This is a genomic window from Microbulbifer pacificus (genome assembly GCF_002959965.1).
GTDB lineage: Bacteria > Pseudomonadota > Gammaproteobacteria > Pseudomonadales > Cellvibrionaceae > Microbulbifer > Microbulbifer pacificus_A.
This window is the reverse complement of the sequence record NZ_PREV01000027.1, coordinates 676,428-688,893: the sequence shown is the minus strand read 5'-3', so window position 1 is coordinate 688,893 and position 12,466 is coordinate 676,428. Positions and strand designations below refer to the sequence as shown.

Here is a 12,466-nt window from a genome sequence, read left to right as displayed (position 1 = left end):
AAAATAAACAGCTGTTGATCATGTTCGAAAGGAATCACCCCCATTGCCCACTCCTCAAGACCTTTTCTTGATCAATTTGACCAAATTTCAACGTGGGACTTCAAAGGATGCGAGCAGGTGATCATTAGGGATCTTCGTACCTGCAACCTGCGCTTAATGGGCGGTAATGTCGTAGAGGACGGCGGCGGTCAATGGCGGTAGGAATGAAATCAATACTGGACTCACGGCAAGGCCAATGTGTTTATTGGATGGCAACAGAATGCCGCAAACCCGCAAAAACGCCGCGTTAAAAAGGGTTAACTTTAGGTAATCAGCGTCAAGGACGGTGCCCTACGGACCGTCTCGACACATCGCGCTTACTCAGCGGCGGGACAGACTCCCGCTCAGGTGCGTCCGTTTGCCGCCACCACTGGTCACCGTAAAAACGGTCGCATCGTCACCTTGCGCAGACTGAAAGCTCACCTCCGCGGGCAGGAATACCGGTTTGATAAATGCGACGTCCAGCGTAAAGCTCTCCGGTAGCGCACCGCCAAAGGTCTCGCCCTCCAGCGCCGCCAGGCATCGCGCCTTGGTCCACATGCCGTGGGCAATGGCGCGGGGAAAACCGAACAGCTTGGCGGTGGGAGCGCACAGGTGGATGGGATTGCGGTCTCCCGAGATACGTGCGTAGCGCCGCCCGATGTCCGCCGGCACCGGCCAGCGAACCCCCGCGGTTTCACACAGATCCACGGCGACACCGGTTTGCCCGGCAGCCGCGCGGGGCTTTGGCCGTTGTTGGTGCTGGGCCCGGCTCAGCAGTGTGCTCGCACACTCCCACACCAGCTCTTCAGCCACACGCACACTGGTCACCAGCTCGAACTCATAACCCCGCTTTACCGCCGTTGGCGCGCGCAGGTCGCAGCGGATATCCATCCGCTCCATCTCCCGCAGAGGGCGATGCTGGGTTATGCGGTTGCGCACGTGCACCACCCCCAGTACCGGAAACGGAAACGCCTCGCTCACCAGCAGCTTCAGCTGCAGTGGCATCGCGAGTACGAAGGGATAGGTGGCCGGCAGATGCGGACCGGGTGCAAAGCCACAGACTTCGCGGTACGCCTGCAACAGCGCGCGGTCGATGACCTGATTGTGGAGATTGACACTGGCGAGGACCTGCTCGTCCTCCCCACTGAAACTGCCGGGCTTGCGGGCAGTCAGCGCGCGAAAGTACAGCGGCAATATCGCCGGGCGGGAACTGAGATCAAACTGTAACGGCATGGGTATGTGTTCTGCGCGCGGCGCAGTGGCAGTCCTGTGCATCTTAACAACGGCTCCGCATGATAATTCGAATGGGAACGGGCAGATAGCCTACTCCGGCGTCATTGTACCGGCTATTGATGCCGCAAAAATGACAAAACCCGGCGATTGCCGGGTTTTGCGTCGAATCACGCGAAACGTCAACGTGGGATCGAATCAACCCTGAGGCAGCTCGCTAATGCCCATGTTGTACAGGGTAAAACCGAAAATATCCGCGTACTGCTCGATGGACTTGGACACCGGGGTGCCGGCACCGTGGCCCGCGTTGGTTTCGATGCGGATCAGTGTCGGCGCCGCACCCGCCTGCTTGGCCTGCAGCTCGGCAGCAAACTTGAAGGAGTGCGCCGGCACCACGCGATCGTCGTGATCGGCGGTGGTGACCAGCGTCGCCGGATAATTCACGCCCGCCTTCACGTTATGCACCGGCGAATAGCCCTTCAGGTACTCAAACATTTCCCGGCTCTGCTCGGCGGTGCCGTAATCGTAGGCCCAGCCGGCACCGGCGGTGAAGGTGTGGTAGCGCAGCATGTCCATCACGCCCACCGCGGGCAGTGCGACTTTCACCAGGTCCGGGCGCTGGGTCATGACCGCGCCCACCAACAGACCACCGTTGGAGCCGCCGCGAATAGCCAGGTAATCGCGGGAGGTATAGCCCTGCTCCACCAGATATTCGCCAGCGGCGATAAAGTCGTCGAACACATTCTGCTTCTGCAGCTTGGTGCCCGCATCGTGCCAGCGCTTGCCGTACTCACCGCCGCCGCGCAGGTTCGGCACTGCGTAAACACCGCCCAGTTCCAGCCACACCGCGTTGGGAATGCTGAATGACGGCGTCAGGCTGATGTTGAAACCGCCGTAGCCGTACAGGATGGTCGGGTTCTTGCCGTTGAGCTTGAGACCTTTTTTGTAGGTGATCAGCATCGGCACCTTGGTGCCGTCTTTTGAGGTGTAGAACACCTGTTTGGACTCGTAACCGGCCGGATCAAACTTGGCACCGGACTCGCGGTAAACGCTGGATTTACCCGCTTCCACATCGAACGCAAAAATGGTCGACGGCGTTTTGTAGTTGGTGAAGGTGTAGTACAGGGTTTTGTCTTCACGTTTGCCATCGGGGGCACTCACGCTACCCAGGCCCGGCAGGGCAATTTCCCGCACCTGCTTGCCGTTGTAGTCGTACTGGTAGACCTTGGACAGCGCATCCACCATGTACTCGGCAAAGAAGTAACCACCACCGGTGGAGGCCGTCAGTACGTGTTCGGTTTCAGGGATAAAGTCCTGCCAGTTTTCCGGTACCGGATTGGCCGCGTCCACGGTGACGACTTTCTTGTTGGGCGCATCGCGGTCGGTGACCAGGAACAGCTTGCTGCCCTGGTTGTCGATCACGTAGGTGTCTGAATCAAAATCGGTCAGTACCGGCACCAACGGCGCGTCGGGCTTGGAGAGGTCAACAATGAACAGGTCGTTGCCGGAAGTAGAGGTAGCCCCGGAAATCACCAGATAGCGATCATCCTCGGTCACGGTGCCGGAAACGTAGCGGCGTTTCTGCTCTTCGGTGCCGCCGAATACCAGGGTGTCTTGCGACTGCGCCTGGCCCAGCTTGTGGTAGTAGAGCTTGTGCTGGTCGGTCTTGGCGGAGAGCTCGCTGCCTTGCGGTTTGTCGTAGCTGGAGTAGTAGAAGCCTTCGTTGCCTCTCCAGGAAATACCGGAGAATTTCACATCCACCAGCGGCGCTTCGAGGACTTCTTTGGTCTCGGCATTGATGATGTAAATCATGCGCCAGTCGCTGCCACCTTCGGACACGGAATACGCGGCGATGGAGCCGTCCCTGGAAAATTTCAGGGTGGCGAGAGAAGTGGTGCCGTCGTCACTGAAGGTATTGGGGTCGAGGAAGATTTCCGCTTCGCCGTCACCCTTCTTGCGCCACACCACGTACTGGTTCTGCAGACCGTCATTGCGGTAGAAGTAGGTGTAATCCCCCTCCTTGAACGGCGATCCCACTTTCTCGTAGTTCCACAAGGCCTCGAGGCGCTGCTTCAGCGCGTCGCGGTAGGGAATCTGTTCCAGGTAGTCGAAGGTGACCTTGTTCTGGGTTTTTACCCAGGCCTCGGTTTCCTCGCTGCGATCGTCTTCGAGCCAGCGGTAAGGGTCGGCGATTTCGGTACCAAAATAGGTGTCGACGACCTCGCCCTTGCGGGTCGCGGGATAGGTCAGCGCGGCCATCGGTGCGGCGGGCGCAGCCATTGCGGTCTCACTCATGGATTTGTTGGTCTCCGGGGATTCACCCGAGCACGCGGCCAACACCCCCGCCACGGCCAGTACGGATAGTTTTTTCATTATTCGGGTTCCTCCCGGTTGTTCCCAGCGCATTGAATGGTTTTTGCAAACCCGATAGGAAACCCAATTACTGCGGGCAGATCAAGGAAATGCCGAAAAGCGAAGAAATGCCAGATAATTCACGGATAACAATAAAAATAACGGTATAAAAACCCGAAATAAAAACAGGCCCAAAACATTCATCTACACCAGCATGACCCGGCACACCCCGGCAATCACCAGCGAGGCGAGTACACTCAGCACCGCCCCCTCGCGCACCATTTCCTGAATACGTATCTTGCCAGTGCCGTAGACAATGGCATTGGGCGCGGTGGCAACCGGCAGCATAAAGGCACAGCTCGCGCACATGGCGGCAGGAATCATCAACACCATGGGATCAAAACCGGCACTGGTCGCCACTACCGCCAAAATCGGCATCAGCAATGTCGCGGTCGCGGTGTTACTGGTGATCTCGGTAAGGAAGGTGACCGAGAAGCACAGCAGGATCAGCATCAACCACAGGGGCATGGCAGTGAGGAAGGTGAGCCCCTGCCCCATCAGCTCGCTGAGACCGGAGACTTCGAACCCTTTGGCAATGGCGATACCGCCGGCGAACAACAACAGCATACCCCAGGGAATACTCTCTGCGGTTGGCCAGTCCAGCAGGCGGCCGCCCTTGCCATCGGAAACCAGAAACATCAGTACCACCGCGCCGAGAGCCACGGTACTGTCACCGGCCCCCTCCACGCCGAGCCACTCGCTCCAGCCACCAAAAGGCTCGCTGCGGGTCACCCAGAACAGAATCGCCACCGCAAACACCAGTAGCGTGCGCACCTCTTCCGGGCGCCACGCACCCACGGCTGGTGATTCGAGGGACTTGTGCATATGTACGCTGCGGGTCAGCCACAGGGCCATCAACGGCAGCGTAATCAGTACTACCGGCAACCCGATTTTCATCCAGCTGAGGAAACTGAACTCGCGCCCGGTCACCTCTTCGTAGATCCCCATAAAAATCACGTTCGGTGGCGTACCCAGCGGGCTGCCGACGCCGCCGAGGCTGGCGGCATAGGCAATACCCAGGATCAACGCCACGGTGAGACGATGATTGTCGGCGCGGGACAGAATCGCCAACGCGATAGGCAGCATCATCAGAGTGGTGGCGGTATTGGAAATCCACATACTGAGAAGACCCGCTGCCAGCATGAATCCCAGCACCAGCCGCCGCCCACTGGAGACACCCACCAGCCTCAGCATGTACAGCGCCAGCCGCTCGTGCGCACCGCTTTTTTCAAGCGCCTTGGAGAGCATGAACGCCCCCATCAGCAAAAGGATCACATGGCTGCCGAGGGATGACGCCACCAGTTTGTGGTCACCCACACCAAACAGCGGCAACAATACAAATGGCACGATGGAGGTGGCGGGAATCGGCAATGCCTCGGTAATCCACCATATTACGGTAAGCAGAGTAATGGCCGCGGTGACCGCCGGCAGATAGGGCATACCGAGTGTCGCCAGCAGAGCGTAACCGCCCACCGCCATTACCGGTCCGAGGAATACAAACAGGTTTCTGGACATGATCAATCCTGCGGCTCAGCGACAGGTTCTGGAACCGGTGTCGCCACGGGAACTGCATCGGCGGTACGCCGGCGCAGCAGGAACCTGGCCGGCTCCCAGGCGGGGCTTGGCGAGCCTTCGGCATTCCGCTCATTGACGTTCCAACACCGGACAAGCACGTGGATTCCATTTTCAGCGCGGGAAAAATTCAGCGTGGCGAAATTATTGTCGGAGATATACCCAAGGATTTTTCTGCGGAAATTTCCGGCCCGCAAATATTCAACCGCGGCGCGGATGCCCGTTATGGGCCTGTCCGGGAAAATCTCCAACGCGGTACTCGGCTTGTCGCCTGCGCTCGGTAGGCAGGAAAGCGGTGTCGATACCACTTCCACCACCTGCTTTCCATTCAATTCCATCCTCGCGAGACGGCTGTAGTGCACGTCGCCCGCCAGTATTACCACATCCTGTGAGCAGTCGTGCAGCGCCTGAACCAGCGGTTGGTACTGGCTGCTGTCCGCCAGAGAATGATCCCCCAACCCCAATTTGACACGCCATGCGGTAAAGGATTTTTTAAACCGATGGATGAAACTTCCACCCTTGCGCAGATGCCAGTGAGTCAACAACGGCATCGGCAACACGAGTACACCGGGACAGGTGAGTCCCCTCAACCAGTCGCAAGCGCGCTGAAGCGTCTCGTCATCGGTAAACTTCGCGTTGTAGCCTTCCTTTCGCTGCAGGTAGGTATCCAGGTAGAAAAACGCCAGTTCATCACCGATGGCAAACTCGCCGGAGGCATTTCCGGCGGGTAACTGGTAGGCGTCAAACAGCGCACGCGCGCTCGCTTTCCAGGTTTCCCGGAGACTCGCGATTCTTAGCCCCCAGAAAAATCCCGGCGGGTTCGGATAATCGTTCCAGAACTCATGATCACCAGCGAGAAAATGGTGATTACCGGAGCGGAGCAAACGGTGCAGTCCCCTGCTCCAGTTACTGCGATATTCCTCAGTAAAAATCCGCTCCAGCTCCGCTTTGCCTTCCGCGCTGTTCAGTGCCGCCAGGCGCAGGGATTTGATAATGCTGAGACCGGGAATGGGCGCGAATCCCCAACCGGAAGTGGCCACAGCGGTATCCAGATACACCTGGTCCCCCCCCAGAAACGACACGTCCGGCCGGCAGTCCCGCGGCAGCGCATCAAAGGCCGCCCCCAATGCACCCTTGTCTTCATTTCCATAGAAGCAAGAGCCATACCAGACGCTGAAGCCATCGTCGAGGTTGCGCGGGCGCGCACGGCACTCGGCGTCCGCAAGTTCGCGTTCGCCTTTATCAGTCGTCGCCCACAGGGAAAAGAGATAGCGGCGGCCCGCAATTACCGGGAGCAGCAGCACGGTGTAACGCAGTGAAGGGGCCACTCGATCCAGCACCACCGGGAAATCCACGCTGCAGGTTCCGCCGTCCGGAAGGTCGTCCACCCCCAGCAGTGTGCGGCGTACCCACAGCTGCTCGGGCAACGCTTCGCCATGGGCCCCCACCCACAACTGCAGGCGCCCCTCGGTGCCGTACCCGTGGGGTACCAACATGAACTCCGAATTGGTCGAACTTATCTCCACAACCCCAACCCCTGACATTCCTGTCTGTTTTTCATTTTTTTAATGCGTACCGCACGACGGTACGGGCGCGCCAATGGTCGCAGAATCTCACCGAAGGTCAACATGAGCGCCAATGACCCGACGGTTACGGTAAACTTGCGGACCATGGAATTTGCAGGGACTCGGCTTTGGAAACGTTCTTCGCGATTATTCTGGTCGCCATCCTCATCTGGGTAGTGCCGATGGCGTGGCAGCGCGTGCGCCGACGCTATCTGCGCTCACGCCCACTCACCCGGCAACAGCTCTCGATACTGGCAGACCGCCTCACGCTCTACCGCTATTTACCGGAGGAGCGCCAGAAAGAGCTGCAGCGCAATGTGAGCCTGTTCCTGCAAGAAAAGGAGTTTGTCGGCTGCGACGGGCTCGCGATTAGCGAAGAGATGCGGGTGGTGATTGCCGCACATGCCTGCCTGTTGTTGTTGGAGCGGGATAACAACTGCTACCCGGATCTCTACACGGTACTGGTCTACCCGGACGCCTATGTAGCGGAGGAAACCCATTACGACGGCCACATTCAATCGACTCATCTGAGCGCGCGCGCCGGCGAGGCGCATTACCGTGGGCCGGTGGTGCTGTCATGGCGGGATCTGCAGGAGGGGTTAGCCCACCCGGAACGGGGGCACAATGTGGCGATTCACGAGTTTGCCCACAAGCTGGACGAAGAGGATGGCTATGTGGACGGGAGGCCGCCATTTGCGAAAAGCGCCGACGGCAAGAACTGGGCGCCGGTGATGCGCGAGGCGTTCGCCGAGCTGCGCCAGCGGATTCACGCGGAACATGTGGGCGCGGGACTTCGGATGGAAAACGGCGAGACACCGCCTTCGCTGCGCGACAACTCCGTGTTGGACACGTACGGCGCCCAGTCCCCAGCAGAATTCTTCGCAGTGGCCACCGAGGCCTACTTTGTTATTCCAACGGCGATGGCTGCGACACACCCGGTGCTGTATCGCGAGATGCAAAAATTTTACCGAACAGATCCTGCCGCACTGCTGCGTGGAAGTCGTCCGGCCGGTTGATGTCGCAATTGATGGCCGGATCCGGAACTTCCACATCGTGGACCGCATCGCTGTAGATGCGCAGTACCTTTTCAACGCCGGTGCGGCGCAGGCGCGAAAGAGCCGTGAGATAACGCCGGCCAACGGCTATCGGATAGCCGCGGGTACCCGCGCACACGGGCACGCAAATGCGGTCCTCCTGCACCGAGCGCAACAGGGTCACGAGGGTTTCCTGCTCCACGAATGGCATATCCCCCAGACACACCAGAATGGCTTTGGGGTTGCTTCCCTGGCGCTGCAGCTGCTCCACACAGGACGCGAGGCTCGCGCCGATGCCCACCGGCCACACCGGAGCGTGAAGCACCTGCACCGGCATCTTGCTGAGGCCGTTGGCGATAACCGGATCGCGTGCGCGGATGACCACCTGAATCCGGGTATCTTCGAGAGAGGAAGCCGCCGCCATGGCGGTCTGCAGGGTGCGCAGCAGCATGGGCTCGCCCTGAATACTGGCGAGACGCTTGTCACTGCCAAAGCGATGGGAGTAACCGGCGGCCAGAACAACGATCGCATATTCCATTTCGTTTTTTCCCATCGTTTTTTATCACGGATTTAAAGCGTTTATTTTTTATAGCCGGTCAGTAATCCTTCTTCCACTGCAGCTCGACACTTCCGCCGCCGCTTTCCTCGTTATCGGATGATTTGATATCCAGGCGCAGATTTTTGCGCAGTTCGATCTGCATTTCCGCCCGCCAGGGATTCAGGGGGTCGGTGCTGCGTTGCAGCTCCAGGTAGATACGGCTGGTGATGTATTTACCAAGGCTGAGAGCATACTGATCCTCACCGCTCTCGGTGGACTCGGATTCGAAGTCCAAGGTATCCAGACCCACCAGGTCGCGGGTACTGGCGAGGGGGTCGAAACCGGTATTCCCGGTTTGCAGCGTACGCACCACACTGACCAGACGCACCGCCTGTAACGGAGAGATATCCGTGAGGGACTTGCCGAACAGCAACTGCGCGAAAATCTCATCCTGAGCCGCCGCGGGGTTGGAGCTGAATTCGATTTTCGGATTGTCGGTCGTGCCGGAAATTTCCGCTGTAATCTCGCCTTCCGGATAGGTGTGCACCCCCTTCACATAAATCGCCGCCACATTGTTTTCAAACTGTACCTGCCCCTCCTGCAGCTCGAACTTCTTGCCGAGCAGGTCGAACTTGCCACGCACGATGGTAAGCGTGCCGGAGGCCTGCGGGTCGGCGGCGGTGCCGGCAATTTCCACCTTGCCTTTCAGGTTGGAATCAAGCCCCAGACCACGCACATAGGATTGCTGATCGAGCACGATCTCAAGCGCCAGGGCGACATTGCCCATAAACGGTGAGCTCTCTTCCTGCTCGCCACCATCTACCTGCACTTCGATGACGTCGATTTCCGGCACACTGCTGCCGATAAAATGCTCCACCTGCACCGCGAGCGGTCGCAGATTCAGTGATCCCGCGAGCAATGCGTCCTCGGTATTTCCCGTGAGGCGCATTTCACCAGTGAACGCGCCCTTGGCACCGGGCATATTGAGCAGATGCGCATTGCGAGCCGTCATGGAAAAATTCAGCGCCGGTGGCGCAGGCGCATTGAAGGTCACCGCACCGGCAAGGTCTACCCGTCCGCGGTCACCATCCCGCGCGCTGGCCTCCACGATACGCCAGGCATCCGGCGTAAGATCGGCGGCGAACACAACATCGGTCAGACGCGTGTTACTGGGGCGGTGTTCGTAATACCCGCCCTGCAGGTTGATCTTGCCTCGGGCGTTGGGCGCTGCGGTGGTGCCATCCGCCACCAGATTGAAGTCCAGCCGGCCGCGCATGGTGTGGATTTCCGGGTCGAAGAAGCCCCCGAGCGCCGCCAGGTCGGCGGTGCCGTTTGCCTCGAGATCTACAGGCAACGGCGGCGATTCACCCGCCGGCTTCTCGCGGAAAAGCTGTTCGAGGATCGGCGCAATCGCGAGTGTGGCCCGGGCGTCCGCCGCAGTACGGTTGCCGTGACTGGCGTCCAGATCCATATTCAGGTCGCCGTCACTGGTTTGCCACTTCAGTGACAGGGTCAGTGGTGACTGCACCAATGCGTCGTCCCGCAACGCAGGCGCGCGACCACTGATGCGGAGTTCGCCGGCGAGGTCCGGATCTTTCGGTGTACCGCGGGCTGTCGCTACGAGGTTCAGTTCGCCACTGTCGCTGATGTCCGCGCTCAGCCACTCCTCGAAATCCGCCAGTACCGCCTGAGCACGCAACTCCAGATCCAGCGACTGCGCACTCAGACTGCCGTCGGCGGTCAGCTGGTTGCGCCCGGCCCAAAGCAGCTTTACTTCCGACAGCATGATCTGGGCCTTGCCATAGCTCACATCCCCCTGCACCTGCCACGGCTCGCCGCGATATTCGCCAAGACCAAGGATATTGGCGGTGGCCTCCGGGTCGCTGAACGAACCGGTAAACTGGCCATCGATACTGAGTTCCCCACGCAGCGAGGGCGGCAGCTCCACACCCGCGAGGCGCGCGAGGCGTAGCGGAATATTGCGCCCCGCCACGCTGCCATTGGCGCGCTGGGCCCTGGGCTCCACCACACCATTCAATTCCAGCCAGGCGGTGCCGCGCTGGCGCGCCTGCTCCGAATCTGCCGCCAGCGCTGCCGCGCCGGTGACAGGTTGGCGGGACTGCGCCACCCGTTCACGGGACTGCTCCAGGGGATAATCCGTGCCCGGCTCACGCACATCATCCGGCCGCAGTGACTGATCAACAGTGTGATCGGCCGCTGCCGCGGCACGCGCGGCAGCGGTGTAGAGATCCAGACGCAGACGGTCGAAGGTGATGGCTTCGGCCGTACCGGCGGCGCCGCCGCGCAGGCGGTAGCGGTACTCACGGTACTCGCCGTCGGAGGAAAGGCGCGCGGACATTTTAGGGTTATCCCAGGGGCCGTTTACCGAAACGACCGCATCCATACTGACCTCGGTACCCTCGTCCACCGGCAGCCCGAACTGCTCCGCGGGCTTAACCCCCCGTGCGGCCACATCCAGCTGGAATTGCAACTCCTTGCCTTGCACATCGACCTCGCCGCTGCCGCTTACCCTGACACCCTCGCCTTCCAGCAGCAGATCGCTCACCGCAAACCTGTTCAGATCGCCCTCGGCCTTGCCCTGCAAACGGGTCCGCAACTCGCGGTATTGCACATCGCTCTCGAGCTTTACGCCGAGGCGCGGATTCTTCCAGGGACCGGCCGCGGTCACCTGCAGATTCCCGATCGCGCCATCCAGTTCCGGGGGGATTTCGAGTTCCTTGGTCTCCTCAAAAGCGGCGAGAATCCGGCGGATCTCCATAAACGGCAGTTGCGCAACCTGCGCTTTCAGGTCGATGGCTTCACTGCCGACATCCACATCGCCGCTGATCTCCAGCTGAGCTTTTGCCACCCGCAGGCGCGCGGTGCGCAGGTAGATCTTGTCGCCAATGGTTTCCACGTCGCCGGTAAGGTGCAGCGGTTGCTTCTGATAGGACGTTTGGAGCTCCAGGGTGCCATCTGCATTAGGCAGTGCCAATGGTCCCTTCAGCGCGAGATCCGCCGACAGCCAGCCACCCTGCAGGTAGTCCTGCCAGGGCTGGGAGATGGCCACGGGCAGGCGGTTCAGCAGCAACTTGAGATCCATTTCCTCGCCGTTGATGTGGCCGCGAATGCTGTGACGGGTATCGTCCACGGTAAGTGTCAGATCGTCGGTGGCGGCAGACCACGGCGACAGCACCAGGTCCGCGCTACCGCCAAGTCCGAAACGGTGCTCCACCAAGGGCAGGGAAAAGTGTTCGACGGTGACCCGCAGTCGTTGTTCACCCGGTTCTTTTTCGCCGGTAAATTGCAGCAGGAATTTTCCGTCCGCATCGAGGTTTTCCCCCTCGGGCAGCATCAACCTGCGCGGTAAAAAGCCGCCCGCCAGCTCGCTCGCAGACAGGGTAATGGCGTACACGGTATCGCTCTGCATCCGGCCCTCGAGCCGCAGATGCATCTGGTGATGCGCTTCTTCCTCCGGCACTTCGGCAATATCCAGAGTCAGCGCGGACGCCCGCTCCGGCCAGCGATAGCTGCCCTCTCCATTCACAGCCACCATCGGAATATCCTCGAAATCCCCGTCGATGACCGTGAGCTGCGCTACCGACAGGCGTTCAAGCCAGATGGCGGGCACACGGGGAGCACCGGTGTCGCTCCCGGCATCATCCTTCTCATCGCTCCCGTGGGCTTCGAGATATTCTCCCAGCAGTGTGTTGTCGAACAGCAGTGTCTGCGCACTCAACTCGGGAATATGGATCTGGCTGTGCCACAGTTTCGGTATATCCAGATGCAGGGTCAGCTGGCGCGCCTCCGCCACAGACCGGTCTTTGTAGCGCACCTGCAACAATTCGAAGTACCAGCGCCCCAATTGCGGGCTGCGTAATCCCTGGGCGTCAATTTTCAGGTCGGGCAGATAGTGGCGGGCAATGGCCAGACCGCTGTTGGTCAGGGCGACGCGTCCGGTTTCCGTGCCCACCAGAAAAATGGCCCCCAGCAGCGGCAGTAAAAATGCCGTGGCCATCAGGGTCAGACGCGGTGCACGCGGCCAGTGCCAGCGTCTGCGTTCGGGGGCGGCAGGTGGGGTCGACTCAGACATG

7 protein-coding genes are annotated in these 12,466 nt (G+C 60.1%); 1 reads left to right on the top strand and 6 read right to left on the bottom strand.

The genetic code is table 11. The features are described 5' to 3' along the window. Positions 1 to 360: 360 nt before the first annotated feature. From C3938_RS13630 to C3938_RS13615, 4 genes are all read right to left on the bottom strand, one after another. Entirely contained in the window at positions 361 to 1,254 is an 894-nt protein-coding gene (locus C3938_RS13630; protein ID WP_158681700.1) for a MaoC/PaaZ C-terminal domain-containing protein, read from the bottom strand. A 195-nt stretch (positions 1,255 to 1,449) separates the two neighbouring features. Beyond that, positions 1,450 to 3,624 carry a prolyl oligopeptidase family serine peptidase gene (locus C3938_RS13625; RefSeq protein WP_105103814.1) on the bottom strand — a complete coding sequence of 725 codons (2,175 nt, stop codon included), beginning with the start codon at positions 3,622 to 3,624 and terminating at the stop codon, positions 1,450 to 1,452. A gap of 183 nt (positions 3,625 to 3,807) precedes the next feature. Continuing rightward, the gene (locus C3938_RS13620) at positions 3,808 to 5,178 is read right to left on the bottom strand and encodes an SLC13 family permease (protein WP_325027398.1); all 1,371 of its coding nucleotides are present in this window, start codon (positions 5,176 to 5,178) and stop codon (positions 3,808 to 3,810) included. 2 nt (positions 5,179 to 5,180) lie between these two features. Further along, positions 5,181 to 6,731, bottom strand: a complete 1,551-nt coding sequence (locus C3938_RS13615; RefSeq protein WP_158681699.1) for a hypothetical protein — start codon at positions 6,729 to 6,731, stop codon at positions 5,181 to 5,183. Positions 6,732 to 6,928: 197 nt separating this feature from the next. Between C3938_RS13615 and C3938_RS13610 the strand changes: the two genes are divergently transcribed. Then, positions 6,929 to 7,816, top strand: coding sequence for a zinc-dependent peptidase (locus C3938_RS13610; protein WP_233998913.1), 888 nt, complete (start codon positions 6,929 to 6,931; stop codon positions 7,814 to 7,816). Here C3938_RS13610 and C3938_RS13605 read toward each other — a convergent pair. Both C3938_RS13605 and C3938_RS13600 read right to left on the bottom strand, forming a co-directional pair. Then, on the bottom strand, positions 7,707 to 8,372 hold the full coding sequence (locus tag C3938_RS13605) for a nucleotidyltransferase family protein (protein WP_158681698.1): 666 nt from the start codon (positions 8,370 to 8,372) through the stop codon (positions 7,707 to 7,709). The two genes, C3938_RS13610 and C3938_RS13605, sit on opposite strands and share 110 nt — an antisense overlap. A 58-nt stretch (positions 8,373 to 8,430) precedes the next feature. Then, entirely contained in the window at positions 8,431 to 12,465 is a 4,035-nt protein-coding gene (locus C3938_RS13600; protein WP_105103810.1) for a translocation/assembly module TamB domain-containing protein, read from the bottom strand. Position 12,466 lies beyond the last annotated feature (1 nt).